Annotated in this window: 21 protein-coding genes; 15 read left to right on the forward strand and 6 right to left on the reverse strand. The window is 68.3% G+C overall.

Features of this window, described 5'->3' with window-relative positions; translation table 11 throughout:
* Window positions 1-67: 67 nt before the first annotated feature.
* Together ACFVV0_RS12595 and typA are read left to right on the forward strand one after the other, a co-directional pair.
* The gene (locus ACFVV0_RS12595) at window positions 68-1,924 is read left to right on the forward strand and encodes an ABC transporter ATP-binding protein (protein WP_387063293.1); all 1,857 of its coding nucleotides are present in this window, start codon (window positions 68-70) and stop codon (window positions 1,922-1,924) included.
* 112 nt (window positions 1,925-2,036) lie between these two features.
* Window positions 2,037-3,959, forward strand: coding sequence for a translational GTPase TypA (gene typA / locus ACFVV0_RS12600; protein WP_387063296.1), 1,923 nt, complete (start codon window positions 2,037-2,039; stop codon window positions 3,957-3,959).
* Window positions 3,960-4,040: 81 nt separating this feature from the next.
* Here the strand turns inward: typA and efeB are convergent, their stop codons facing one another.
* Genes efeB through efeU form a run of 3 tightly spaced genes read right to left on the reverse strand, consistent with a single transcriptional unit; the run spans window position 4,041 to window position 7,430 of the window.
* A complete protein-coding gene (gene efeB, locus ACFVV0_RS12605; protein ID WP_387063299.1) occupies window positions 4,041-5,345 on the reverse strand; it encodes an iron uptake transporter deferrochelatase/peroxidase subunit in 1,305 nt (434 codons plus the stop codon).
* A 9-nt stretch (window positions 5,346-5,354) separates the two neighbouring features.
* Window positions 5,355-6,536, reverse strand: a complete 1,182-nt coding sequence (gene efeO / locus ACFVV0_RS12610; RefSeq protein WP_387063302.1) for an iron uptake system protein EfeO — start codon at window positions 6,534-6,536, stop codon at window positions 5,355-5,357.
* Between the two features lie 30 nt (window positions 6,537-6,566).
* Window positions 6,567-7,430, reverse strand: coding sequence for an iron uptake transporter permease EfeU (gene efeU / locus ACFVV0_RS12615; RefSeq protein WP_387063305.1), 864 nt, complete (start codon window positions 7,428-7,430; stop codon window positions 6,567-6,569).
* A 98-nt stretch (window positions 7,431-7,528) separates the two neighbouring features.
* Here efeU and ACFVV0_RS12620 point away from each other — a divergent pair, with 98 nt between their 5' ends.
* The 4 genes from ACFVV0_RS12620 (at window position 7,529) to ACFVV0_RS12635 (ending at window position 10,896) form a co-directional block, all read left to right on the forward strand.
* Window positions 7,529-7,930: a DUF6113 family protein gene (locus ACFVV0_RS12620; protein WP_387063308.1), complete on the forward strand. Its 402-nt coding sequence runs from the start codon at window positions 7,529-7,531 to the stop codon at window positions 7,928-7,930.
* 38 nt (window positions 7,931-7,968) lie between these two features.
* Window positions 7,969-8,289, forward strand: a complete 321-nt coding sequence (gene fdxA / locus ACFVV0_RS12625; protein WP_387063311.1) for a ferredoxin — start codon at window positions 7,969-7,971, stop codon at window positions 8,287-8,289.
* 5 nt (window positions 8,290-8,294) lie between these two features.
* Window positions 8,295-9,413 (forward strand): succinyldiaminopimelate transaminase, encoded by a 1,119-nt coding sequence (dapC, locus tag ACFVV0_RS12630; RefSeq protein ID WP_387063314.1) that lies wholly within the window; start codon window positions 8,295-8,297, stop codon window positions 9,411-9,413.
* A 154-nt stretch (window positions 9,414-9,567) separates the two neighbouring features.
* A complete protein-coding gene (locus ACFVV0_RS12635; RefSeq protein WP_387063578.1) occupies window positions 9,568-10,896 on the forward strand; it encodes a citrate synthase in 1,329 nt (442 codons plus the stop codon).
* Window position 10,897: 1 nt separating this feature from the next.
* On the opposite strand, the gene ACFVV0_RS12640 is transcribed toward ACFVV0_RS12635, so the two are convergent.
* Window positions 10,898-13,510, reverse strand: a complete 2,613-nt coding sequence (locus tag ACFVV0_RS12640; RefSeq protein ID WP_387063317.1) for a penicillin acylase family protein — start codon at window positions 13,508-13,510, stop codon at window positions 10,898-10,900.
* A gap of 84 nt (window positions 13,511-13,594) precedes the next feature.
* On the reverse strand, window positions 13,595-14,206 hold the full coding sequence (locus tag ACFVV0_RS12645; RefSeq protein ID WP_387063319.1) for a TetR/AcrR family transcriptional regulator: 612 nt from the start codon (window positions 14,204-14,206) through the stop codon (window positions 13,595-13,597).
* A gap of 111 nt (window positions 14,207-14,317) precedes the next feature.
* On the opposite strand from ACFVV0_RS12645, the gene ACFVV0_RS12650 reads away from it, so the two are divergent.
* The 8 genes from ACFVV0_RS12650 (at window position 14,318) to ACFVV0_RS12685 (ending at window position 23,346) form a co-directional block, all read left to right on the forward strand.
* Window positions 14,318-15,925 (forward strand): carboxyl transferase domain-containing protein, encoded by a 1,608-nt coding sequence (locus tag ACFVV0_RS12650; RefSeq protein ID WP_387063322.1) that lies wholly within the window; start codon window positions 14,318-14,320, stop codon window positions 15,923-15,925.
* Between the two features lie 5 nt (window positions 15,926-15,930).
* A complete protein-coding gene (locus ACFVV0_RS12655) occupies window positions 15,931-18,084 on the forward strand; it encodes a biotin carboxylase N-terminal domain-containing protein (protein ID WP_387063325.1) in 2,154 nt (717 codons plus the stop codon).
* 13 nt (window positions 18,085-18,097) lie between these two features.
* A complete protein-coding gene (locus ACFVV0_RS12660; protein ID WP_387063327.1) occupies window positions 18,098-19,309 on the forward strand; it encodes an acyl-CoA dehydrogenase family protein in 1,212 nt (403 codons plus the stop codon).
* A gap of 37 nt (window positions 19,310-19,346) precedes the next feature.
* On the forward strand, window positions 19,347-20,129 hold the full coding sequence (locus ACFVV0_RS12665; RefSeq protein ID WP_387063330.1) for a CoA transferase subunit A: 783 nt from the start codon (window positions 19,347-19,349) through the stop codon (window positions 20,127-20,129).
* Window positions 20,126-20,791 (forward strand): 3-oxoacid CoA-transferase subunit B, encoded by a 666-nt coding sequence (locus ACFVV0_RS12670; protein ID WP_387063333.1) that lies wholly within the window; start codon window positions 20,126-20,128, stop codon window positions 20,789-20,791. The genes ACFVV0_RS12665 and ACFVV0_RS12670 overlap by 4 nt, the downstream gene beginning before the upstream one ends.
* Window positions 20,788-21,276, forward strand: coding sequence for a MaoC family dehydratase (locus ACFVV0_RS12675; protein WP_387063336.1), 489 nt, complete (start codon window positions 20,788-20,790; stop codon window positions 21,274-21,276). Before ACFVV0_RS12670 ends, ACFVV0_RS12675 begins: the two co-directional genes overlap by 4 nt.
* Window positions 21,273-22,088, forward strand: coding sequence for an HpcH/HpaI aldolase/citrate lyase family protein (locus ACFVV0_RS12680; protein ID WP_387063339.1), 816 nt, complete (start codon window positions 21,273-21,275; stop codon window positions 22,086-22,088). The genes ACFVV0_RS12675 and ACFVV0_RS12680 overlap by 4 nt, the downstream gene beginning before the upstream one ends.
* A 166-nt stretch (window positions 22,089-22,254) precedes the next feature.
* Window positions 22,255-23,346 carry an aldo/keto reductase gene (locus ACFVV0_RS12685; protein ID WP_387063342.1) on the forward strand — a complete coding sequence of 364 codons (1,092 nt, stop codon included), beginning with the start codon at window positions 22,255-22,257 and terminating at the stop codon, window positions 23,344-23,346.
* Window positions 23,347-23,478: 132 nt separating this feature from the next.
* Here the strand turns inward: ACFVV0_RS12685 and ACFVV0_RS12690 are convergent, their stop codons facing one another.
* On the reverse strand, window positions 23,479-24,063 hold the full coding sequence (locus ACFVV0_RS12690) for a TetR/AcrR family transcriptional regulator (RefSeq protein ID WP_387063345.1): 585 nt from the start codon (window positions 24,061-24,063) through the stop codon (window positions 23,479-23,481).
* 177 nt (window positions 24,064-24,240) lie between these two features.
* On the opposite strand from ACFVV0_RS12690, the gene ACFVV0_RS12695 reads away from it, so the two are divergent.
* Window positions 24,241-25,617: a M16 family metallopeptidase gene (locus tag ACFVV0_RS12695; protein WP_387063347.1), complete on the forward strand. Its 1,377-nt coding sequence runs from the start codon at window positions 24,241-24,243 to the stop codon at window positions 25,615-25,617.
* Window positions 25,618-25,637: the final 20 nt, after the last annotated feature.

Consider the following 25,637-nt stretch of genomic DNA (forward strand, 5'->3'; position numbering starts at 1 on the left):
AGCCGGCACGCCAACGCGACCGGAGCCGCCGGGCGATCCCCGGCGCTCGCGAAAGGAACTCCAACTCATGACCGACAACACCACCGGTCAGGCGGACGTCGTCACCGACGCCCCCGTGCTCGAGGTCTCCGACCTCTCCGTGGACTTCGGCGTCGACAACGTCTGGGTCCCGGCGGCCAAGAAGCTCAACTACTCGATCAAGGCGGGCGAGGTCCTCGCGATCGTCGGCGAATCCGGATCGGGCAAGAGCGCGAGCTCGATGGCGATCCTCGACCTCCTGCCGAAGAACTCGCGCGTGCGCGGATCGATCAAGCTCGAGGGACGCGAACTCACCGGTCTCACCCAGCCGCAGATGCGCCGCGTTCGCGGACGTCAGGTGGCCGTGATCTTCCAGGAGCCGATGACGGCGCTCAACCCGGTCTACACGGTCGGGTTCCAGATCGTCGAGACCCTGCGGGTGCACTTCGGCATGTCGCCGCACGAGGCCAAGGAGCGCGCGCTCGAGCTGCTCGGCATGGTCGAGCTGCCCGACCCGGTCAAGGCGTACAACTCCTATCCCCACCAGCTCTCGGGCGGTCAGCGTCAGCGCGCCATGATCGCGCAGTCGATCTCCTGCGACCCGAAGCTCCTCATCGCCGACGAGCCGACCACGGCACTCGACGTCACGGTGCAGGCCGAGATCCTGGAGCTGCTCCGCAGCCTCCGCGACCGGCTGGACAGCGCCATCCTGCTCATCACCCACGACATGGGCGTCGTCGCCGACCTCGCCGACAACATCGTCGTGATGCGCAAGGGCGACATCGTCGAGGGCGGCACCGTCAAAGAGGTCTTCGCCAACCCGCAGCACCCGTACACGATCGCGCTGCTGGACGCCGTTCCGCACCTCGGCCAGCGCGGCGACGAGGAGATCGACACCACGGCAGCTCTGGCCGCAGGCTCCGAACACGCCGACCCCGAGTTCGCCGAGCGCATCGCCGTGAACGAGCGGATCGCCAAAGAGGCGCACGAGGCCGCGATCGCCGACCCGCGCACGGTCGTCGTCGACTTCCAGGATGTGGCGATCGAGTATCCGAAGCACGGTCGCGTTCCCGCGTTCCGCGCCGCGAGCAACATCGACCTGCAGATCCACGAGGGCGAGGTCGTCGGCCTGGTGGGCGAGTCCGGCTCGGGCAAGACCACGCTCGGCCGTGCCGCGATCGGGCTGCTCCCGATCCACTCGGGCAAGCTCGTCGTCGCCGGACAGGACATCAGTGGCGCGTCACGCGACGAGATACGCAAGCTGCACCGCAACGTCGGCATCGTGTTCCAGGATCCGTCGTCCTCGCTGAACCCGCGCCTCCAGATCTCGGACAGCATCGGCGAGCCCCTGCTGCTCGCGCAGGGCACCAAGGGTGCGGCGCTGGCCAAGGAGGTCGACCGCCTCCTCGATGCCGTCGAGCTGCCGCGCGCCTACCGCAGCCGGTTCCCGCACGAACTCTCGGGCGGTCAGAAGCAGCGTGTGGGCATCGCTCGCGCCCTCTCCCTGAAGCCGCAGGTGCTGATCGCAGACGAGCCCACGAGCGCGCTCGACGTGTCGGTGCAGGCCAGGGTCCTGGAACTCATGCAGACACTCCAGAAGGAGATGAACTTCGCCTGCCTGTTCATCACCCACGACCTCGCGGTGATCGACGTGCTCGCCGACCGCATCGCCGTCATGCACCACGGCAACCTGGTCGAGGTCGGCACGCGCGACGAGATCCTCCGCAACCCGAAGGAGGCGTACACGCAGCGCCTCCTGGCGGCTGTTCCGCTCCCCGACCCGGATGCGCAGCGCGCGCGCCGGGCCATGCGGCTGGAGCTCCTCGCCGCGGGCGCCGACGACGCGATCGTTCCGCCGGTCGAGCTGCCGCACGATCCCGAGCCGCCGGTGGCGCAGGGCATCTGACCGTTCGTCCGTTTCGAGGGGCCCGTCGCGCGAGCGTCGGGCCCCTCGTCGTTTCCTTGATAGAATGGACTGTTTCCCACCAAATCTTCTGACGAGAGTCGAGTCTTCAAGCATGTCCGAGAACGCCGTCGCCCACCGCGACGATCTGCGAAACGTCGCGATCGTGGCCCACGTCGACCACGGCAAGACCACGCTGGTCGACGCCATGCTCCGACAGACCAATTCCTTCTCGGCGCACGAGCACGTCGAAGAGCGCGCCATGGACTCCAACGAGCTCGAGCGCGAGAAGGGCATCACGATCCTCGCCAAGAACACGGCGATCTCGTACAACGGCAAGCACGCCACCAACGGACCGATCACCATCAACGTGATCGACACCCCCGGCCACGCCGACTTCGGCGGCGAGGTCGAGCGCGGCCTGTCCATGGTCGACGGCGTCGTGCTGCTGGTCGACTCCAGCGAGGGCCCGCTGCCCCAGACGCGATTCGTGCTGCGCAAGGCTCTCGAGGCGAACCTGCCCGTCATCCTCGCCGTGAACAAGACCGACCGCGCGGATGCGCGCATCCAGGAGGTCGTCGGCGAGAGCCAGGACCTGCTGCTCGGTCTCGCGAGCGACCTCGCCGACGACGTCCCCGACCTCGACCTGGACAAGATCCTCGACGTCCCCGTCGTCTACGCATCGGGCCGCAACGGCGCTGCGAGCCACAACCAGCCGGCCAACGGCGAGCTGCCCGACAACGACGACCTCGAGCCGCTGTTCGAGGCGATCCTCGAGCACATCCCCGCTCCGTCGTACGACCCCGAGGCGCCGCTGCAGGCGCACGTCACCAACCTCGACGCCTCGCCGTTCCTCGGTCGTCTCGCGCTGCTCCGCATCTTCAACGGCACGCTCAAGAAGGGCCAGACCGTGGCCTGGGTGCGTCACGACGGAGACGTGCACAATGTGCGCGTGACCGAGCTCATGATCACCAAGGCGCTCGACCGCTACCCGGCCGAGAGCGCCGGTCCCGGCGACATCGTCGCTGTCGCAGGCTTCGCCGACATCATGATCGGCGACACGCTGGCCGACCCCGAAGACATCCGTCCGCTGCCGGCCATCCACGTCGACGAGCCCGCGATCTCGATGACCATCGGCACCAACACCTCGCCCCTCGTGGGCAAGGTCAAGGGTCACAAGCTCACCGCGCGCATGGTCAAGGACCGTCTCGACCGTGAGCTGGTCGGCAACGTCTCGCTGCGCGTCCTCGACATCGGACGCCCGGACTCGTGGGAGGTGCAGGGCCGCGGAGAGCTGGCACTGGCCATCCTCGTCGAGCAGATGCGCCGTGAAGGCTACGAGCTCACCGTCGGCAAGCCGCAGGTGGTCACCAAGCGCGTCGACGGCAAGCTGCAGGAGCCGTTCGAGCACCTCACGATCGACGCCCCCGAAGAGTACCTCGGAGCGATCACCCAGCTGCTCGCCGCCCGCAAGGGCCGCATGGAGAACATGTCGAACCACGGCACGGGCTGGGTCCGCATGGAGTTCATCGTCCCGTCGCGCGGCCTCATCGGCTTCCGCACGGAGTTCCTGACCACCACCCGCGGCACCGGAATCGCGAACGCGATCTCGCACGGCTACGACGACTGGGCAGGACAGATCGTCACCCGCAGCAACGGCTCCATCGTGGCCGATCGCTCCGGTGTGGTCACGCCGTTCGCGATCATCGCCCTGCAGGAGCGCATGACGTTCTTCGTCAACCCGACCGAAGAGGTCTACGAGGGCATGGTCATCGGCGAGAACTCGCGCGCCGACGACATGGATGTGAACATCACCAAGGAGAAGAAGCTGACCAACATGCGTCAGTCGACGGCCGACAACTTCGAGTCGATGACTCCGTCGCGTCAGCTCACCCTGGAGGAGAGCCTCGAGTTCGCCCGCGAGGACGAGTGCGTCGAGGTCACGCCGGAGATGGTGCGCATCCGCAAGGTCGAGCTCGACTCGAACGCCCGCGCCCGCGCCACCTCGCGTCTGAAGAAGCAGGACCAGAACGCCTGATCTGCTCCAGGCGGGTGCCCCGGTCTCCATGGGAGCCGGGGCACTCGTGTTTCAAGCGTGTCCGGCCGGGCGCAGTGCCGATCAGGCGAAGAGGCCGGCCCCGACGTACGAGCCGTCGCGGGCGCCTGGCGGTACGGCGAAGATCGCCGACCCGACGTGCTTGAGGTACTCGTTCATCGCGTCATTGCGCGCGAGCTGCTGCTGGATGGGGATGAACTGCTTGCGCGGGTCCCGCTGGAATGCGATGAAGAAGAGACCGGCGTTGAGGCGGCCGAGCTCGTCGTTGCCGTCGACGAAGTTGTAGCCGCGGCGCAGCAGCTGTGCGCCGTCGTTGGTCGAGGGATGCGCGAGCCGCACGTGCGAGTCGGGATCGATCTTCGTTCCGCCGGTGGGGGAGAGCGCGAGGAAGTTGGGCTCGCTGAACTCGGTTCCTCCGGAGAGCGGGGCGCCCTCGCCTTTGTCGCGGCCGATGATCCGTTCCTGCTCGCCGAGCTGCTGGCGGTCCCAGGTCTCGATGACCATCCGGATCTTGCGCGCCACGAGGTATGAGCCGCCGGCCATCCACGCCGCGCCGTCCGATCCGGATGCCCACACCTGGTCTTCGACGACCGTGCTGTCCTCCGCCTTGATGTTCGCGGTGCCGTCCTTGAAGCCGAAGAGGTTGCGCGGTGTGGTCTGCCCGCGCGTCGTCGACGAGGTGCGGCCGAACCCGAGCTGCGACCAGCGGATCGAGGCCCGACCGAACGCGATGCGCGACAGGTTGCGGATGGCGTGCACGGCGACCTGAGGGTCGTCGCTGCACGCCTGCACGCACAGGTCGCCGCCGACGTACGCGTCGAGCAGCGCATCTCCGGGGAAGCGCGGGAGGTCGACGAGGGCCTCGGGGCGGCGGGAGGCGATCCCGAACCGGTCGCGCCCATCCGTCGTCTCGAAGAGGGTCGGGCCGAAGCCGATGGTGAGCGTCAGACCGCCCGGCGGCAGGTCGAGCGCCTCGCCCGTGTCGTCGGGCGGGGCGTCGAGGGGTCCGCTCGCCGGACCGTACTTCCCGGCGGGCTTGCCCTGCGTCATCCGCGCGGCCGCGACGCTCCAGTCCTGGAGCAGCTCGATGAGGCCGGCCCGGTCGAGGTCGGTCGCCACGTCGAAGGCGGCGAAATGCAGCCTGTCCTGCGCGGCCGTGGTGATTCCGGATTGGTGCTCGCCGTAGAACGGGTACGTATCCGTCGACTCGGTGGTCGCCCCGAGTGCCGTGCGGTCGAGTGCGACCCCGGCGCCGATCCCGACGAGTCCGGCGCCGCCGATGACGCCCGCGAGCCCGAGCAGTCCACGACGGGACAGCCCGGGCTGGGGCTCAGCGGATGCTGGGGTTTCGGGGGACTCCGAGGTCACGTGGCGACCCTATTTGACGATGGTGGACGTCAGCTGGCTCAGCGGCTCGCTGAGGGCGTTGACCTCGTCGGAGAGCTCCTTGACCTGGGAGGTGCTCAGCTCGGTGTAGCTCACGAATCCGTCGCCCGACTTGTACTGGTCGAGCAGCTTCTGGATCGACGCGAACTCGGTGTCGAGCTTCGCGACGATCTGCTTGCCGTTCGTTCCCTTGGCGGCGGCGATGTCCCGCACGATGCCGTAGGCGACCTTGGCACCCTCGACGTTGGCCTGGAAGTCCGACAGGTCGGTGTGCGAGAACGTCTCCTCCTCGCCGGTGATCTTGCTGCTGGAGACCTCCTCCATGAGGCCGATCGCGCCGTTCGAGATCTGGTCGATGGTGAGGCTGAAGTCCTTGGCGTTCACCAGGTCGGAGAGCTTCTGCGTGTCGGCCACCAGCTGGTCGCCGAGCTGCTTGCGCGTGGCGGGGTCGGACGGGGTGTAGCCGGCGGGGGCCCACAGGTCCTTCTCGATGCGGTGCCAGCCGGTCCAGGTCTGGCCCTGTTCGAGGTCGGCTTCGCGCAGGTCGATCGCCGGGTCGATGTCGCCGAACTGCTCAGCGGTCGGCTCGATGCGCTCGTAGAACGCGCGCGCCGGGGCGTACTGGGCGCGGGCGGAGTCGTCGTCGCCGGCCTCGTACGCCTTCGCGAAGTCTTGGGTGGCCGTGAGCAGCTGGCTGCTCTGGTCTTTGAGGTAGGCGATGTAGTTGGTGACAGCCTGCGAGATCTGCTTGCTCTCGTCGCCGCTCGCGAGTGCCTCCTTGCCTTTGGTCACTGTGAAGGGGGCCACGTGGGCGGGCGAACCGACCATGCCCTTGCGGCAGGCGGTGAAGTACGAGCCCTCGGCGAGCTGCACGACGTAGTTGACGGTCGTGCCCGGTCCGATGTTCTCCTTCTCGCCCGCGATGCGCAGCTTGTCTTCGGCGAGGATCTCGAACTCGTTGACGTCGGTGCCCTTGTTGGTCACCTGGAAGGTGATCGGACCGCTCGGCGCCGTGCCCGCCGAGACGGTGCATTTGTCGTCGGTGAGGGTCACGGTGAGCGCTTCCGACTCGGCGGTGGCGTTGTTGGGCACGCAGCCGCTGAGCGCCAGGGCGATCGTGGCCGCACCGGCGAGAGTGCCGGCGAGCATGCCGAGGGAACGGGTTCGGGACATGGCTGTGCTTCTTTCTTAGGGACGGGGCCGTCAGTGGGCGACGGGTTGCTGTGCGGAGGCGGGTGCGGCGGTCTGTCCAGCAGTACCGTGCGAGGATGCGCGGTGCTGGCGGATGTAGAAGGCGGTGACGACGCCGATGTAGGCGACCCAGCCGATCACCTGGAGCCAGGTGGGGGACGGGTTGAAGTTCACAATGCCCTGCAGCACGGTGCCGTACCAGCTCGAGGCGGGGATGATCGTGCTGATGTCGTAGGCGTGCACTCCGGAGCCGGGCAGCAGGCCGGCTTCCTGCAGGTCGCCGATCCCGTATGCGAACACGCCGCCGGCGACCAAGATGAGGAATGCGGCCGTCCACGTGAAGAACTTGCCGAGATTGATCGTCACGAACCCGCGGTAGAGCAGGAATCCGATGACCGCTGCCGTGATGATGCCGAGGAGCGCGCCGACCGCCGGCTCCCAGCCGCCGCCGACCGAGGCGACCGTCGCCCAGACGAAGAGCGCCGTCTCAAGTCCTTCGCGCCCGACGCTGAGGATCGCGAGCACGACCACGCCCCAGCCGGCGCCGAGCAGCGCCGCATCGAGACGGGAGTGGAGGGTGCTCTTCATGGACCGGGCGGTCTTGCCCATCCAGAAGATCATCCAGGTGACGAAGCCGACCGCGACGAGGGACAGGCCGCCGCCGATCAGTTCCTGGGCCTGGAAGCTCAGACCGTACGGCCCCCAGGTGAGCAATGCGCCGATGCCGAGCGGCACGACGATCGCGATACCGACTCCGAACCAGAGCTTGCGCAGCACATCCGTACGCCCCACCTTCACGACGTAGGCGACGAGGATGCCGACGATGAGGGAAGCTTCGATGCCTTCGCGGAGGCCGATCAGGTAGTTGGCGAGCACAGAAGTCTTTCGAGGGATACGAGTGGGGGTTGGTAAGGCTAACCTTACCCGGACGACTCTATCCGGCGAACCAAAAGGTGTCCAGATAGGATTCGAAAATGCTCAGCCGGATCGTCAACTACGTGCTCCTCTTCGTCGTCGGGGTCGTCGTGGGCGCCGTCGGTACGATCGCGCATCAGTCGACCTGGAGGATCGGCGGGTTCACCCTGCCGTGGGGTCTGGTGCTGGCGCTCCTCGGCTACACGGCTCTTCTCGTCGGCCTGCGGCTCCTGTCACGGAGTCGCATCCCCGCTCTGGTCGCAGCGCTCGGCACCATCCTCGTCATCCTGCTCTTCGCCCAGAGGAGCGCGGGCGGCTCGGTACTGATCGTGAATGACCTGATCGGGCAGGTGTGGCTCGTCGCCCCCATCGTGATCGCAGCCCTGGTCATGGCGTGGCCCGACCTGAGCAAGCACCGCGGAGACCCGGCGCACGAAGTCCCTTCCCGCGAAACGGCATAAGCTAGAGGGGTACCTCTTGCGAAGGGAAACCCTGCACTGTGACCTACGTCATCGCCCTCCCCTGCGTCGACGTGAAAGACCGCGCCTGCATCGACGAGTGCCCGGTCGATTGCATCTATGAGGGCGAACGGTCGCTCTACATCCACCCCGACGAGTGCGTGGACTGCGGAGCCTGCGAGCCCGTCTGCCCGGTCGAGGCGATCTACTACGAAGACGACCTCCCCGAGCAGTGGGCCGACTACTACAAGGCCAATGTGGAGTTCTTCGACGACATCGGCTCGCCCGGTGGCGCTGCAAAGGTCGGTGTGATCAACAAGGACCACCCGCTGATCGCCGCCCTGCCGCCGCAGGCGCACTGAGCCCCGTGGCACTCGGAGAGCTCCCCGACTACCCCTGGGACCTGATGGCGCCGTATGCGGCGCGCGCCAGAGCGCATCCCGACGGTCTCGTCGACCTGTCCATCGGCTCGCCCGTCGACGCGACGCCCGACCTCATCCGCGAGGCTCTCGCCGTGGCGACGGATGCGCACGCGTACCCGCAGACGATCGGCACCCCCGCACTGCGCGAGGCGATCGTCGAGTGGTTCGGCCGCCGCCGCGGCGTCCCCGGCCTGACGGTGGACGCCGTGCTCCCGACGATCGGCTCCAAGGAGCTGGTCGCGTTCCTGCCGTTCATGCTCGGACTCGGCGAGGGGGATGCTGTGGCCCACCCGCGCGCCGCTTACCCCACGTACGCCATCGGCGCCGCCCTCGCGGGCGCACAGGCCGTGGCCGGTGACGACCCCGCCGAGTGGCCGGAGAACACCAAGCTCGTCTGGCTGAACAGTCCGGGCAACCCGAATGGCCGGGTTCTCGGCGTCGAGGAGCTCCGTGCCGCCGTGGAGCGTGCGCGCGAACTCGGCGCCTACGTCGCCAGCGACGAGTGCTACGCCGAGCTGGGCTGGGAGGCGCCGTGGGATGCGGAGCGCATCCCGAGCGTGCTCGACCCGCGGGTTGTCGGCGATGACCACCACAATGTCATCGCCGTGTACTCGCTCAGCAAGCAGTCGAACCTCGCCGGCTACCGCGCGGCCTTCGTCGCCGGCGACCGCGCGATGATCGCGCGCCTCACCAACGTGCGCAAGCACGCCGGTCTGATGCTCCCGGCGCCCCTGCAGGCCGCGATGGTGGTCGCGGTCGGCGACGAAGCGCATGTGGACGTGCAGCGCGAGCGGTACCGTGCCCGCCGCGCCGAGCTCAAGCCGGCGCTCGAAGCCGCGGGCTTCCGCATCGACGACAGCGAGGCCGGTCTGTACCTCTGGGCCACCGAGGGCCGTGACGCGTGGGAGAGCATCGGCCGCCTGGCCGACCTGGGCATCCTCGGCGGGCCGGGCGTCTTCTACGGTGACGACTACCCCCGCCACGTGCGTCTGTCGCTCACCGCGACCGACGAGCGGATCGCAGCGGCGGCCTCACGGCTGCACACGCTTGGAGAGTCTCTCTAACCCGTCCCGCGGCTGTTTGCACGATGCAACAGTTGTCCAGGAGGTTCGTTAGGCTGTATCCGCACGACTTTTGCAGCGCTGCCACAATCAGCGCGCGTACTGAACACCCACTGACCCAGGAGGCGTTGTGAGCGGACTCGGCACCGAGAATGCACTGACCGAGCAGGCACAGAATTCCAGTGCCGCGCCCGAGCAGGCTCGCGAGCCGCAGAAGGCCACCCTGAGCTTCCCGGGAGGCTCCGCGGAGTTCCCGATCCTGCCGAGCGTCTCCGGTGCCTCCAGCATCGACTTCTCGTCCCTGACCAAGCAGACCGGGCTCACCAGCCTCGATCACGGCTTCGTCAACACGGCGGCCACGAGCTCCGCGATCACGTACATCGACGGCGACGCGGGCATCCTGCGCTACCGCGGGTACCCGATCGAGCAGGTCGCCGAGAACTCGACCTTCCTCGAGGTCGCCTGGCTGCTCATCTACGGCGAACTGCCCACGCCGAGCCAGCTGGCCGAGTTCGACGAGCGCATCCGTCGCCACACGCTGCTCCACGAAGATCTGCGCCGCTTCTTCAGCGCGCTCCCGCACGATGCCCACCCGATGTCCGTGCTGTCCAGCGCCGTCTCCGCGCTCTCGACCTTCTACCAGGACTCGCTGAGCGTGCGCGACCCCGAGCAGATCGAGCTCTCGACCATCCGGCTGCTCGCGAAGCTGCCCGTCATCGCCGCGTACGCCCACAAGAAGAGCCTCGGCCAGGCGTTCCTCTACCCGGACAACTCCCTGAGCTTCGTCGACAACTTCCTCCGGCTCAACTTCGGCACCATGGCCGAGCCGTACGAGGTCGACCCCGTGCTCTCCAAGGCGCTGGAGCGTCTGCTCATCCTGCACGAAGACCACGAGCAGAACGCGTCGACGGCCACGGTGCGTCTCGTCGGATCGACCCAGGCGAACATGTTCGCGTCGGTCTCGGCCGGTATCAATGCCCTGTACGGCCCGCTGCACGGCGGCGCGAACGAGGCCGTCCTCGAGATGCTCGCGGGCATCCGGGACTCGGGTGAGAGCGTTCAGAAGTTCGTCGAGCGCGTCAAGAACAAAGAAGAGGGCGTGAAGCTGATGGGCTTCGGGCACCGCGTCTACAAGAACTTCGATCCGCGGGCACGCCTCGTCAAGCAGTCCGCGGACGAGGTGCTCGCCGCCCTCGGTGTGCACGACCCGCTGCTCGACATCGCCAAGGAGCTCGAAGAAGTCGCCCTGGCCGACCAGTACTTCGTCGACCGCAAGCTGTACCCGAACGTCGACTTCTACACCGGTGTCATCTACAAGGCGATGGGGTTCCCCACGCGCATGTTCACGGTGCTGTTCGCGATCGGCCGCCTCCCGGGCTGGATCGCCCACTGGCGTGAGATGAACAACGACCCGGCCACCAAGATCGGCCGTCCGCAGCAGCTCTACATCGGCAGCGACGAGCGCAACTGGCCCACCGCCCGCTGACCTAACCGGTCGGCCGCAGCGTCAGCGTCTGATCGGCGGCCGCGGCGACGGCCTTGGCGCTGAACGGCCAGGGGCGCGTCTTGTTCGTCTGCCACAGCGGCGTCTGGTCGTCGTAGTGCGGGCTGAACGCGTGTCCGGATGCGCCGGTCAGGTTGATCCACGTGCTCTTGTCGAAATCGCCCAGGTCGATCACCTGGCGCATCGAGGGCACCCAGTCGACCGTGTAGCCGACCGCGGCATCCCAGCCCACGGCGTCCACGACGCTCGAACCGCCGCCGACCGGGTACGGCCCGCGGTTGAAGAGCGCCTCGATCGGCTCGATCCCGGACACTCCGAAGCTGGCGTTGGTGAGGGTGATCGTGTGGATACGGTCCCAGCGCCACTTCTCCGGGTCGCTGCCCATGAGACGGGTGGCCTCCGACCAGGCCTCATCGGCGGCGCGGGCGAACATCTCGTCACGGTTGTCGACGTCGAGCTTCTCGTCCGTCCACCATGGGGAATCCTGTTGCTGTGCGAGTGTCTCCACGACCGCGAACCAGCGGTCGCCTCCGGTCGGCGGGGCGGACGCCGGGAGTTTGCGCCGGAAGGCGTCGGCGAGGAGATTGCGCCAGAAGATGTTGAAGTATGCGGCGGCCGCGCTGTCCGCGTCGTCGTGGTAGTTCCAGCCGGCGAGCAGTCGGGCGCCACGTGAGACGCCGTCGTCTTCACCCGTCTGGGCGCCGACGTCGAGCAGGATCGGCGTGAGGTCGGCGGCGTTGGCGTTGTACGTGTCGGCCTGAATGCTCGCGAAGTCGGCTGCGGTCAGCTTCGTGCCCTTGGCGAGGAGCGCCTGCAGGCGCAGTTGGATCTGATTGGCCCGGTATCCGTACTCCCAGTCCTTCGTGATGAGCCTCGGAAAGTCCGGCCCCACAGCGGCGTTGTTCGCCGTCACGATGTACCCGCTCGGCGGGTTGTACGCCGACGGCAGCTCGGCGAACGGAACGGTTCCCGTCCAGCCGTACTGGCTCGTCCATCCCGGCACCGGCACGGTCCCGTCTCCGGATGCGCGGATCGGCATCGCCCCCGGCGCCTGGTATCCGATGTTGCCGTCCACATCGGCGTAGACCAGGTTCTGCGACGGCACCTGGAACATCTCGGCCGCGGCCCGGAACTGCTCCCAGTTCTGGGCGGTGTCGAAGGCGAAGATCGCCGCCGGGGTCGGACCAGGCGTGAGAGCCGTCCACTGCAGGGACAACTGGAACTTGTCGGCCGGAACCCCCATCCTGCCGGCCTGGTCTTTGGCGATGGCCGCGAACCCGTCGGTCAGGTCGGTGACGATCGGGCCGTGCCGCGTCGAGCGCACGGTGAGATGCACCGGTTCTCCTCCGGCGACCTTGATCGTCTCCTTGCGGATCGTCAACGGCACCTGCTGGCCGTCGTACTCGTAGGTGTTGCCGCTCACCTTCTCTTCGTAGAGGTCGGCGACGTCGGGTCCGAGGTTCGTGAATCCCCAGGCGATGCGGTCGTTGTGGCCGATGATCACGCCGGGCAGGCCGGAGAAGCTGAAGCCGGCGACATCGAACGGGCAGTCCGGACCCACGGTCGCGCAGTGGAGGCCGACCTGGTACCAGACGGACGGCATCACGGCACCGAGATGCGGGTCGTTGGCCAGCAAGGGCTTTCCGCTCTGCGTGAGAGCGCCCGAGACCACCCAGGAGTTCGATCCGATGTCGTCGCCCGCCGGCCCGAGGAGTTCGGGCAGCGCGTCGAGGGAACTCGCCAGGTCGGTCAGTGCCGCCGCATACTCGGTCGCCTCAGCCGGTCTCGAAGCGCTCGCGCCCGCCGCAGAAGCCGAGTCGGGTTCCGCGGCCGCGGGCACCGCATCCGGGGTCGTGACCAAGGGGTTGCCCCCGCCCTCCGCGGTGATCGTCGGGTGCTCGTCGTACGGATACGCGGGGTGCAGTTCTGCAATCTGCGCCGGTGTCAGCTTGGTCGACAGCAGGGCACGGTCGATCTCGTCTTCGAGGTTCGACCGCAGATCCCAGGCCATGGCCTTGAGCCACGCGACCGAGTCGGCCGGCGTCCACGGCTCGGGGGAGTAGCCGGGATTCTGGATGCCGAGCACTGCGTACTCCAGCGACAGCTCTGCTCCCTTGTGGGTCGCAAGATAGGCGTTCACACCGTCGGCGTAGTCCTGGTAATAGCGCAGCGACGTCTTGTCGAGCGCTTTCACCTCCTGCTCGGCCACGTTCCGCCAACCGAGAGCACGGATGAACGTATCGGTCGGCACCTGGCTCTCGCCGAACATCTCCGCGAGCCGTCCCGCCGTCACATGCCGGCGGAAGTCCATCTCCCAGAACCGGTCCTGCGCGTGCACGAAGCCCTGCGCCCGAAAGAGGTCGTCGGCCGTCGACGCCGTGATCTGGGGGATCCCGGCGTCATCGCGCACGACGCTGACCGGCTTGTCGAGCCCCGCCAGGTCGATCGTTCCGGAGGTCTGCGGGAACGATCGCATCACGTTCCACACGCCGACCCCGCCCGCGATCACGACGAGCACGAGCAGCACGGCGACGACGATGCCGACGAATCTCAGAACCCGGTGGTGCCGCCTGAGGCGGGGCGAATCGTCCCCCACGGCACTCCTTCGTTCGTGTGCTCGTTCACTGTCTTGAGACTGTAACGCATCGGGGTGACGCGGCGGGCGGCCATTCGGCGCGGCTCAGTGCGCGGTGAGACCGGCCCAGGCCATGCGCTCCAGCACCGGCCGCGCAGCTGCGGCGTCCACGCTGGTTCCGCCCACGCGCGCGCTGTGCGGGGTGGAGTTGATGAGTCCGAAGGTGGCCTGAACGCGCATGCGGAGTTCGACCGACGGGAGAGAGGGGTGCAGGGTGGCGAGCACGTCCATCCACTGTTCGATGTACCGTCGCTGGAGGCGCCGCACCGTGCGTCGCTCGTCGTCGGTGAGGGCGTCGAGATCGCGATCCTGCACGCGGATGGTGTCCGGCTCGCTCAGGGCGAAGTCGACGTGGAACGCGATCAGCGCGTGGAGGGCGCTCGCCGGATCCGGTGCGGAGCGCGCAACGTTCGTGCCGCCTTCGAGCAGGTGCTCGCTGACTCCGACGAGGAGGGCGGAGAGCACGGCCTGCTTGCTGGAGAAGTGCCGGTAGACGGCGGGCCCGCTCACTCCGGCGGCCGAACCGAGGTCTTCGATCGACACGCCGTTGAAGCCGCGCTCGGCGAAGAGGGTCGCGGCGGCACCGAGCAGCGCCGCACGCCGGTCGGCCTTGGCCTGACTGCGTTGCGTCGGCCGTGTCTGGGCGACTTCGGTCATCGTCTGCCTTCGAGTGGTGCACGGGTGCTGGACATTTGAGTTAATGAACACTAACCTAAAAATGAGTTAGCAACCACTAACTGAACCCGCAACCGTCGACGGAGACGACCGATGCCAACGCTGATCAGCGCCACGAGCGCTGCGGACCCTCGGTTCGATCAGAACGAGCAGGCGCAGCGCGCCCTCGTCGCCGACCTGCGCGAGCGCCTCGCGGTGGCCGCGGCGGGCGGGCCGGAACGCTCCCGCGAGCGCCACGTCGCCCGTGGCAAGCTGCTGCCGCGCGAGCGCATCGATGTGCTCCTCGACGAGGGCAGTCCCTTTCTCGAGATCGCGCCGCTCGCGGCGACCGGGATGTACGACGACGAGAGTCCTGCCGCGGGCGTGATAGCGGGCATCGGCCTGGTCAACGGTCGTCAGGTTCTCGTCATCTCGAACGACGCCACGGTCAAGGGCGGCACCTACTACCCGATGACGGTGAAGAAGCACCTGCGGGCTCAGGAGATCGCGCTGGAGAACCACCTGCCGTGCATCTACCTCGTCGACTCGGGAGGCGCCTTCCTCCCCATGCAGGACGAGGTCTTCCCCGATCGCGACCACTTCGGCCGGATCTTCTACAACCAGGCTCGGCTGTCGGCGGCGAAGATCCCGCAGATCGCCGCAGTGCTCGGATCCTGCACCGCCGGCGGCGCCTACGTGCCCGCGATGAGCGACGAGACGGTCATCGTTCGCAACCAGGGCACGATCTTCCTCGGTGGCCCGCCGCTGGTGAAGGCCGCCATCGGCGAGGTCGTCACTGCGGAGGAGCTCGGTGGGGGAGATCTTCACGCCCGCACCTCCGGGGTCGTCGATCACCTCGCGGAGAACGACCGTCACGCGCTGCAGATCGTGCGGGACATCGTCGCGACCCTGCCCGATCCCGCCCCACCGGCCTGGGATGTGCTCGAACCGCGCGAACCGCTCGCCGATCCCGCCGAACTGTACGGTGTCGTGCCGACCGACGTGCAGGCGCCGTACGACGTGCGCGAGGTCATCGCGCGTCTCGTCGACGCCAGTGAGTTCCACGAGTTCAAGCGCGACTACGGGACGACGCTCGTCACCGGGTTCGCCCACATCCACGGGCATCCGGTGGGCATCGTCGCCAACAACGGCGTGCTGTTCAGCGAGTCGGCCCTGAAGGGGGCGCATTTCATCGAGCTCTGCGACCAGCGCGGCGTCCCCCTGCTCTTCCTCCAGAACATCTCGGGCTTCATGGTCGGGCGCGACTACGAGGCCGGCGGCATCGCCAAGAACGGCGCCAAGATGGTCACCGCGGTCGCGACGGCCAGAGTCCCCAAGCTCACCGTCGTGATCGGGGGATCGTTCGGCGCAGGCAACTACTCCATGTGCGGCCGCGCGTACTCGCCTCGGTTCCTCTGGATGTGGCCCGCCGCGCGGATCTCGGTCATGGGCGGCCCCCAGGCCTCGTCCGTGCTCGCCACCGTGAAGCGCGAACAGCTGGAGGGCCGTGGCGAGGAGTGGTCCGCCGACGCCGAAGCCGCGTTCAAAGCCCCGATCGCCGACCAGTACGAGCGCCAGGGGAGCCCGTACTACTCGACCGCGCGTCTCTGGGACGACGGCGTCATCGACCCCGCCGACACCCGCACGGTGCTCGGCCTCGCCCTGGAGGTGTGCTCGCGCACGCCGCTCCCCGAGACGGCCTTCGGCCTGTTCAGGATGTGACCGCCGTGACCGCCCCGTTCCATACCGTGCTCATCGCCAACCGTGGTGAGATCGCCTGCCGCGTGATCCGCACCCTGCGCAGCCTCGGCATCCGCTCGGTCGCCGTCTACAGCGATGCCGACAGGGATGCGCCGCACGTCGCCCTCGCCGACGTCGCCGTGCGCCTCGGCCCGGCTCCGGCCAGGAAGAGCTATCTCGACGGTGCCGCCATTCTCGAGGCCGCACGCTCGACCGGGGCGCAGGCCGTGCATCCTGGCTACGGGTTCCTCTCCGAGAACGCCGATTTCGCCGAGGAGTGCGCCAGGGCCGGCATCGTGTTCATCGGTCCCGGTGTGCGCGCGCTCGATGTGATGGGCGACAAGATCGCCGCCAAGCGCGAAGTCGAGGCCAACGGGGTCCCCACGATCCCGGGCGTCGCCGAGGCGGGTCTCACCGACGACGACCTCATCGTGGCGGCCGAGCGCATCGGCTTCCCGGTGCTCGTCAAGCCCTCGGCCGGAGGCGGCGGCAAGGGGATGCAGTCCGTGAGCACGGCTGCAGACCTCCCGGAGGCTCTGCGCACGGCCCGCCGGGTGGCCGCTGCCGCCTTCGGCGACGACACGCTCTTCCTCGAGCGGCTCGTCGACACTCCCCGCCACATCGAGGTGCAGGTGCTGGCCGACCGGCACGGGAACATCGTGCACCTCGGCGAGCGCGAGTGCTCCTTGCAGCGCCGCCACCAGAAAGTCATCGAGGAGGCGCCGTCGCCACTCCTCGACGCCGCGACGCGCGACCGGATCGGCCGTGCCGCCTGCGCCGTCGCCGCGAGCGTCGACTACGTGGGAGCCGGAACGGTCGAGTTCCTCGTCTCCGACGCCGCGCCGGGCGAGTTCTTCTTCATGGAGATGAACACGCGCCTGCAGGTCGAGCATCCCGTCACCGAGCTGATCACCGGACTCGACCTGGTCGAATGGCAGCTGCGCATCGCGGCGGGCGAGCCGCTGAGCTTCGGGCAGCAGGAGGTGCGCTTCACCGGTCACGCGATCGAGGCCCGGGTGTACGCCGAGAACCCCGAGCGAGGCTTCCTGCCGACCGATGGCACGGTGATCGCCCTTCACGAGCCGCTCGGTCCGGGCGTCCGCGTCGACAGCGGCCTCGCGCCCGGGAATCCGATCGTCACCGAATACGATCCGATGCTGTCGAAGGTGATCGCCTGGGGCGAGGATCGCGAGACGGCGCTCGCCCGCCTCGACTCCGCCTTGGCGGACACCGCGATCCTCGGCGCGGTCACCAATGTGCGGTGGCTGCGCGACCTGCTCGCCGACGCCGACGTTCAGGCCGGCCGTCTCGACACGACGCTCATCGACCGCCAGTTCTCCGACCTCGCCCCGACCGAGCCGCCGGTGGCCGACCTGGCCGCCGCCGCCCTCCTGGTCCATCTGGAACGGTTCCAGCAAGCCCAGCGCCGTGCGGGTGCCGGCACGGTCGGCACACTCTGGGGTTCCCCGACGGGCTGGCGTATCGGCGCCGATCGTCCGGTGGCCTACGACCTCGACTCCGCCGTGGTCCGCATCGACGGCGACGAGGATGCGCTGGCATCCGGCACCGCGCGAGTGACCGTCGGTGACGCCGCGGCGCTGCGGGCAGGCCTGTCCGTCTCCATGCCGCGCACGCCCGGCGAGCCGTCGATCGCGCTCCTCACGCTCGACGGTGTCACCCGCCCGCTCTTCGTCGCCCGCACGCGCGACGCCGTCTGGCTGGCGGAGGGCGGAGCAGCGCGCGAGGTGCGCATCCTCGAGAGATCCGAGCGTCTCGCCCGCGACCTCGCCGGCCTGACCCGGGTCGCCGGTGCCGTCGATCCCGATGTGCGCTCGCCGATGCCCGGTACCGTCGTGACGGTCGCGGTTGCCACGGGCGATGCGGTCGAGGCGGGCGACACCGTGATCACCGTCGAGGCCATGAAGATGGAGCACCGCCTGGTCGCGCCGATCTCCGGCCGCGTGCACGTGCGTGTCGCACCGGGCGACCTCGTGAAGCTCGACCAGCTCGTCGCGACCGTCGAGGCGCATCCGCAACCCGAAACGTCTGCCGACCAGGCGGCATCCACCGACCGCACAAGCGTCCCGCCCACCACCGCGGGCCAACCCACAGCCACTTCGACACGATCGACCGTGGCCTAGAGAGAGGCAATCCATGACCATGCAGCTGACCCGCAGCGAGACCGCGAACGCCGACGTCGCCGGCTTCGAGCTCACCGACGAGCACAAGCGCCTGCGCGACCAGGTGCGCGACTTCGCCGACACCGTCGTCGCGCCGGCCGCGTACGACTACGACACCCGCCGCAGCCTGCCGTACGACATCATCGCCGAGATGGGCGAGATGGGCCTGTTCGGCCTGCCGTTCCCTGTCGAGTACGGCGGCCAGGGCAAGGACTACCTCTCCCTCTGCCTCGCCGTCGAGCAGCTGGGCCGCGTCGACCAGAGCATCGGCGTCACCCTCGAGGCGGGCGTGGGACTCGGCATCATGCCGGTGTTCCGCAACGGCACGGAGGCACAGCGCCAGGAGTGGATGCCGATGCTCGCCGGCGGAAAGGCGCTCGCCGGGTTCGGACTCACCGAGGCCGAGGCGGGTTCGGATGCCGCCGGCACCAAGACCAGCGCGGTGCTGCGCGACGGCCAGTGGGTCATCAACGGCACCAAGCAGTTCATCACCAACTCCGGCAGCGAGATCACGAAGCTCGTGACGATCACCGCAGTGACGGGGGAGGAGCGACGGGCCGACGGCTCCATCAAGAAGGAGCTCTCCGCGATCCTCGTCCCGGTGCCGACTCCCGGCTTCGTGCAGGAGCCGGCCTACGACAAGGTCGGCTGGCACACGTCGGACACGCATCCGCTCACTCTCACGGATGTGCGCGTGCCCGAGGCGAACCTGCTCGGCGAGCGGGGCCGCGGCTACGCGAACTTCCTGCAGACGCTCGACGAGGGCCGCGTCGCCTTCGCGGCCCTCTGCACGGGCGCCGCGCAGGGCTGCCTGGAGGAGGCGATCCGCTACGCCAAGGAACGCAACGTGTTCGGCCGCGCCATCGGCTCCAACCAGTACATCGCCTTCAAGATCGCCCGGATGCAGGCTCGCGTGCACACCGCCCGTCTCGCCTACTACGACGCCTGCTTCAAGCTGATGGCAGGCAAGCCGTTCAAGCTCGAGGCGTCGATCGCCAAGCTCGTCGGCAGTGAAGCCGCGATGGACAACGCACGCGACGCGACCCAGATCTTCGGCGGCTACGGCTTCCTCAACGAGAACCCGGTCGCGCGCCACTACCGTGACTCGAAGATCCTCGAGATCGGCGAGGGCACGTCCGAGGTGCAGCTGATGATCATCTCCCGCGCCCTCGGCTTCGAGGCCTGACCCTCCCGTTCCGAACCACCTCACGAAGGAGTACGCGATGATCGACAAAGTCGTGGCGAGCGCACGCGAGGCGATCGCCGACATCCCCGACGGCGCCTCCCTGGCCGTCGGCGGATTCGGGCTGTGCGGCATCCCGAGCGCGCTCATCCGGGCGCTGCACGATCAGGGCACCGAACGGCTCGAGGTCGTGAGCAACAACTGCGGTGTGGACGACTGGGGGCTGGGGATCCTGCTCGGCGATCGGCGCATCCGCAAGATGGTCAGCTCCTACGTGGGGGAGAACAAGGAGTTCGCCCGCCAGTTCCTCTCGGGTGAGCTGGAGGTCGAGCTCACGCCGCAGGGAACGCTCGCCGAGAAGCTGCGGGCCGGGGGAGCGGGCATCCCCGCGTTCTACACACCGGCGGGCGTTGGAACGCAGATCGCCGAGGGCGGCCTTCCTCGCCTCTACGCGCCCGACGGGTCGATCGTGGTGGCCTCCGAGCCCAAGGAGGTGCGCACGTTCGACGGCGCCGACTACGTGCTCGAACGGTCGGTGACCCCGGACTTCGCGTTGGTGCATGCGCTCAAGGGCGATCGCTACGGCAACCTCGTCTTCCATGCCGCCGCGATGAATTTCAACCCTCTCGCGGCCATGGCCGGACGCATCACGATCGCCGAGGTCGAACACCTCGTCGAACCCGGCGACCTCGATCCCGAGCAGGTCCACACGCCCGGGATCTTCGTTCAGCGGGTGGTCCACACGCCCGACGTCGAGAAGCGGATCGAACGCCGAACCGTGCACCTCGCCGATTCGACCCAGCCGGAAGGGAGCGTCCGATGACCCTCACCCGCAACGAGCTCGCCGCCCGGGTCGCCCGCGAACTCGAGAACGGTCAATACGTCAACCTCGGCATCGGGATGCCCACCCTGATCCCGAACTACATCCCTGCTGGCATCGAGGTCATCCTGCACTCGGAGAACGGCATCCTCGGCGTGGGTCCGTACCCGGACGACGACGGGGTCGAACCCGACCTGATCAACGCGGGGAAGGAGACGGTGACCGTCAACCGCGGCGCCTCCTTCTTCGACTCGTCGCTCTCCTTTGGAATGGTGCGCGGCGGTCACGTCGATCTGGCGGTGCTCGGCGCGATGGAGGTCTCCGAACGCGGCGACCTCGCCAACTGGATGATCCCCGGAAAAATGGTCAAAGGCATGGGCGGTGCCATGGACCTCGTCTTCGGGGCCAAGCGCCTCATCGTGATGATGGAGCACACCGACCGCGAGGGCCGACCCAAGATCCTGCGCACCTGCTCCCTGCCTCTGACGGGCACCGGATGCGTCGACCGCATCATCACGGACCTCGCCGTCATCGACGTGCGCCGGAACGACGACGGCACGGGCACCCTCGTGCTGCGCGAGGTCGCGCCGGGGGTCACGGTCGACGAGGTGATCGCCGCCACCGGCGCGCCCTTGACCGTGGAGCTCGAGGGGCAGGCCGCATGAAGGACGTCGAACAGCGCGGTCTCTACTACGAGGAGTTCGAGCTCGACACGCGCTACCTCCACCGCCCGGGGCGAACGGTCACCGAGGCCGACAACGTACTGTTCACGACGATGACGATGAACACCCAGGCACTGCACCTCGACGCCGCCTGGTCGGCCGGTCAGCCGTTCGGCGAGCGGCTCGTGAATTCGATGTTCACCCTCGCGACCATCGTCGGAGCATCCGTCACCCAGCTCACTCAGGGCACCATCGTCGCCAACCTGGGCTTCAGTACGGTGGCCTTCCCGCATCCGCTCTTCCACGGGGACACGCTGTACTCGGAGACCGTGGTCACCGCCAAGCGCCTCTCGGCGTCGCGTCCAGGGCAGGGCATCGTCACGCTGGAGCACACCGGGCGCAACCAGCACGGGGTGGTCGTCGCGACGGCACTCCGCCAGGTCATGGTGTGGTGCCGGGATGCGCATTCCGAGGCCGTGTCCGGATGAGCGGGTTCCCGTGGGGGCCGGCCCTCCTGTTCTGTCCCGCCGACCGCCCCGACCGGTACGCGAAGGCGCTCGAGCGGGCGGATGCGGTGATCCTCGACCTCGAAGACGCCGTCGATCCCGCGAATCGGCCCGCCGCGCGGGAGGCGCTGGTCGCGTCGTCGCTGGATCCGGACCGGGTGATCGTCAGGGTCAACCCCGGTGGGACCGACGACCACGCCGCGGACCTCGCGGCGCTCGCCGCCACACCGTACCGTGCGGTGATGCTGCCGAAGGCCGAACGGCTCGACGATCTGCGCGAGCTGGACGGTCTGGCGACCATCGCACTCTGCGAGACGGCGGCGGGCGTGCTCGCGGCCCCCGCGCTCGCAGTGGCTCCCGGCGTGATCGCGCTGATGTGGGGTGCGGAGGACCTGGTCGCGTCGCTCGGCGGAACCTCCAGCCGGCGCCCCGACGGTGCCTACCGCGACGTGGCCCTGCACGCCCGCTCGGCCGTGCTCCTCGCAGCCGGTGCAGCCGGCCTCCCGGCCATCGACACGGTCCACCTCGACATCGATGATCTCGCCGGTCTCGCCGACGAGGCAGAGGACGCGGTGGCGTCCGGATTCGCGGCGACCGCGTGCATCCACCCCGGTCAGGTGGAGACCGTGCGGGCCGCGTATCGACCCGGAGGGGCCGCCGTGGCGGAGGCCGCCGAGTTGCTCGCCATGGCCGAAACCGCGGGCGGAGTGTTCCGGTTCCGCGGCCGGATGGTCGATGGTCCGGTGATCGCGCACGCCCGCTCGGTACTGCGCCGAGCGGGCCATTCCGGGTGAACCGATCCGTGAATCACTACGTGATGAAACTGTGACCAAGCATTTTGCAACAGTTCACCGCGATCGTCCAAGTGGCGTCGGAGGTATGCCGTACTCTGCAAGTAGGTATCGGGGAACTGGGGTCCTCGAATCGATTCGATCCGCTCAGGAGTAAGGGGGAGGGCATATGCCGCAACTGCTGCCTCTCCGCCTGCGCGACGTCGCCGGTCGCCGAGCAGCCGCAACGGCTGCGGCCGCCGCGACCGAGAGCGACCCTGAAGAACTCGAGCCGATCGGCGTCGAGACCCAAGCGCTGCCGGTGTTCGATTCCGAGCTCGAGCGCACCGGACCTCTGTCGATCATCGCTCCGCGCCGCATCGGCGAGAGCGACCTCGCGGTGTATCCGCTCTCGCTCGGCGCGAGCGTCTTCGGCTGGACGGCCGACGGCGAGACGTCGCTGCGCATCCTCGACCGCTTCTCCCACCACGGCGGAAACTTCATCGACACGGCCGACAGCTACGTCGGCGGCCGAAGCGAAGTCCTGATCGGCAAGTGGATGCGCGAGCGCGGCAACCGCGACGGCACGGTCGTCGCCACCAAGGTCGGCCGCCACCACGAGAATCCGGGCCTCGGCTCGGTCAGCATCGTGCGCGCCGTCGAAGCCTCTCTCGAGCGTCTGCAGACCGACTACATCGACCTGCTCTACTTCCACGACGACGACCCCGAGGTCCCGCTGGAAGACAGCCTCGCCACCGTCGAGTGGCTGATCGAGAGCGGCAAGGTGCGTTACCTCGCGGCCTCGAACTTCAGTGCCGACCGGCTCATCGAGGCCCGCATCCTCTCCTCGACCGGTCTTCCCAAGTTCATCGCCGTGCAGACCCAGTACAACCTCATGCACCGCAGCGAGTTCGAGAGCGCCCTGCGCATCGTGGCCAGTGCCCAGGGTCTGGCCGTCATGCCCTACTACGCGCTGGCGAACGGCTTCCTCACCGGCAAGTACCGCTCGAAAGACGACCTCAACGCCGACGCCCGCAGCATCCGTGCGGCGGCATACGTCAACCGGCGCGGCCAGCGGGTGCTCGCCGCTCTCGACCGGGTCGCCGCCGAACACGAGTCCAGCCCGGCCAGCATCGCGATCGCCTGGCTCCTCGCCAAGCGCAACGTCGTCGCGCCGGTGGCGAGCGCGAGCCGCCCCGAACAGGTCGACGCGCTCCTCGCCGCAGCGGGCATCCGCCTCACCCGGGCTCAGATGCTCGAACTCGACCGCGTCTCCGAGTAGTCGCGAGCTTCAGCCGGCCCGCAGGCCCACCAGCGTCGGAACTCTCGGCCGAACCGGTCCTGTTCTTCCGTCGTTACGGACGATTCACCGGGGTGTCGCCCGAAGTCTCCGACCCTGCGAACGCGCGCAGGCTCACGCCTCCGCGAGGATGCGCTCCAGAGATCGATGCAAAGCGGCACCCGCAGCGACCGGGTCGCCCACGTATCCGCCGGCCAGCGCCCCGTCACGCGCGAGGATGAGGTCGTCCGCGGCATCGCCGGGGTGCGGATGCCCGATCTGCCGGAACAGGTCTTCGATGCGGTGGGCGTACCAATCGCGGTGGGCCGTGACGGCCACGCGCACGGGGTGGTTCTCGTCGGCGAACTGCGCGGCCGCGTTGATGAACGGGTCGCCGCGGAAGCCGGGACGGATGGCTTCGACGTTGATCTGGTCGACGAGGGCACGTGCGATCGCACGGGGGTCGTCGGTGGTCTTCTCCTGCTCGTCGAACCAGTCGCGGATCTGCTTGTCGCGTCCTTCGACGTAGGCGATGATCAGGAGGTCTTTCGAGCGGTAGTGCTTGTAGAACGTGGCTTTCGTCACCCGTGCGCCCGCGATGATGCGGTCGACACCGACGGTGTGGATGCCTTCTTGGTAGAAGAGCTCGTCCGCCGTGGCGAGGATCTTGATTTTCGAGGGAGCGGGCGGCCGGATGGTCGCCCGGGCACTAACGACCATCCGGCACAACTCCTTACTCTGGGTCGACGGTCGGGTCCGCCGTCCTGCGGTCGGGCTTCAGACGTTTGGGGTTCGCCTGACGACCTTGGTGAAAATCAGTATATAGGTAGACAGACCAGTCTGTTTGTCCTCAATACCTCACAGGGATTCCATAGCCGCTGGCGTAGGGTGGTGGTGATGAACAGCGCAGTCGACCTTCCCCTTGGCCTGGCCGACCTTTCTTTCGCAGCCTCCGGCGAAGCGCTGGTCCGTCGCACGATCCTCCCGAGCGGGGTGCGCATCCTGAGCGAGCACGTTCCCGGTGCACGCAGCGCCACACTCGGCTACTGGGTGGCAGTGGGCTCCCGGGACGAGTCGGATGCGCTGCCCGCGTCGGGCGCGCATCCCGCCGTTCCCACCAGCTACGGCTCGACGCACTTTCTCGAGCACCTCCTCTTCAAGGGCACGCCGACCCGCACCGCTCTCGACATCGCGATCTCGTTCGACTCGGTCGGTGGCGAGCACAATGCGATGACAGCCAAGGAGTACACCTGCTACTACGCCAAAGTGCAGGACAGAGACCTTCCCATGGCGGTCGAGGTGATCGCCGACATGCTCACGTCATCGCTGCTCGACCCGGTGGAGTTCGAGAACGAGCGCGGCGTCATCCTCGAGGAACTCGGAATGGCCGAGGACGACCCGGCCGACGTCGCGAACGAGCGGTTCTTCGAGGCCGTGCTCGGTGCGCATCCGCTCGGCCGTCCGATCGGCGGCAGCCCGCAGACCATCCGCGAGGCCAAGCGTGAGGTGGTGTGGGAGCACTACCGGGCGAACTACCGCCCGCAAGACCTGGTGATCACCGCCGCCGGCGCCGTCGACCACGACCTTCTGGTCGCCGGTGTCGAGAAGGCCCTCCGCGCGGCAGACTGGGACCTCTCCGTCGAAGCCGCTCCGGTCCCTCGCCGATCGACGGCGCCCGCCCGGATCGAGCGCGCCGCGTCCGTCGTGACCGTGCAGCGGCCGACCGAACAGGCCAACCTCCTGATCGGTGTTCCCGGCCTCGTCGCGACCGATGAGCGCCGTGTGAGCATGAGTGTGCTCAATTCCGTGCTCGGGGGTGGGATGTCCAGCCGCCTCTTCCAGGAGATCCGCGAGAAGCGCGGGCTGGCGTACTCCGTCTACTCATTCTCCGGCTCGTACTCCGACGCCGGCGTCTTCGGCCTCTACGCGGGATGCGCTCCCGCCAAGGCCGCCCAGGTCGGCGAACTCATGCTCGCCGAACTGCACCGCCTCGCCGAGGACGGCGTGTCGCGGGACGAACTGCGTCGTGCCGTCGGTCAGCTCTCGGGTGGCGCCGCCCTCGCCCTCGAGGACTCCGACACCAGGATGTCGCGGCTCGGCCGAGCCGAGATCAGCCTGGGCGAGTTCTCCGATCTCGATGAAAGCCTCCGCCGCCTGCACCTCGTCACCGCCGACGATGTGCAGGCACTGGCCGCCGACCTCGCCGGAAGGCAGGTCTCCGTCTCCGCGGTCGGAAACGTCACCGACGACATGTTCGCCGGCCTCGCCTCCTGACCCTTCCCTCTTCCCAGACA

Source organism: Leifsonia sp. NPDC058230, from assembly GCF_042882245.1.
Classification (GTDB): Bacteria; Actinomycetota; Actinomycetes; order Actinomycetales; family Microbacteriaceae; genus Leifsonia.

Excerpts from the sequence above, each read along its gene's own strand:
- ACFVV0_RS12620 (WP_387063308.1), top strand. The coding sequence starts at position 7,529 with ATGCTCAGCCGGATCGTCAACTACGTGCTCCTCTTCGTCGTCGGGGTC.
- ACFVV0_RS12670 (WP_387063333.1), top strand. The coding sequence starts at position 20,126 with ATGACCCTCACCCGCAACGAGCTCGCCGCCCGGGTCGCCCGCGAACTC.
- ACFVV0_RS12675 (WP_387063336.1), top strand. The coding sequence starts at position 20,788 with ATGAAGGACGTCGAACAGCGCGGTCTCTACTACGAGGAGTTCGAGCTC.
- ACFVV0_RS12595 (WP_387063293.1), top strand. The coding sequence starts at position 68 with ATGACCGACAACACCACCGGTCAGGCGGACGTCGTCACCGACGCCCCC.
- ACFVV0_RS12660 (WP_387063327.1), top strand. The coding sequence starts at position 18,098 with ATGACCATGCAGCTGACCCGCAGCGAGACCGCGAACGCCGACGTCGCC.
- ACFVV0_RS12650 (WP_387063322.1), top strand. The coding sequence starts at position 14,318 with ATGCCAACGCTGATCAGCGCCACGAGCGCTGCGGACCCTCGGTTCGAT.
- ACFVV0_RS12685 (WP_387063342.1), top strand. The coding sequence starts at position 22,255 with ATGCCGCAACTGCTGCCTCTCCGCCTGCGCGACGTCGCCGGTCGCCGA.
- ACFVV0_RS12665 (WP_387063330.1), top strand. The coding sequence starts at position 19,347 with ATGATCGACAAAGTCGTGGCGAGCGCACGCGAGGCGATCGCCGACATC.
- ACFVV0_RS12690 (WP_387063345.1), bottom strand. The coding sequence starts at position 24,063 with ATGGTCGTTAGTGCCCGGGCGACCATCCGGCCGCCCGCTCCCTCGAAA.
- efeO (WP_387063302.1), bottom strand. The coding sequence starts at position 6,536 with ATGTCCCGAACCCGTTCCCTCGGCATGCTCGCCGGCACTCTCGCCGGT.
- ACFVV0_RS12645 (WP_387063319.1), bottom strand. The coding sequence starts at position 14,206 with ATGACCGAAGTCGCCCAGACACGGCCGACGCAACGCAGTCAGGCCAAG.
- ACFVV0_RS12680 (WP_387063339.1), top strand. The coding sequence starts at position 21,273 with ATGAGCGGGTTCCCGTGGGGGCCGGCCCTCCTGTTCTGTCCCGCCGAC.
- typA (WP_387063296.1), top strand. The coding sequence starts at position 2,037 with ATGTCCGAGAACGCCGTCGCCCACCGCGACGATCTGCGAAACGTCGCG.
- ACFVV0_RS12695 (WP_387063347.1), top strand. The coding sequence starts at position 24,241 with ATGAACAGCGCAGTCGACCTTCCCCTTGGCCTGGCCGACCTTTCTTTC.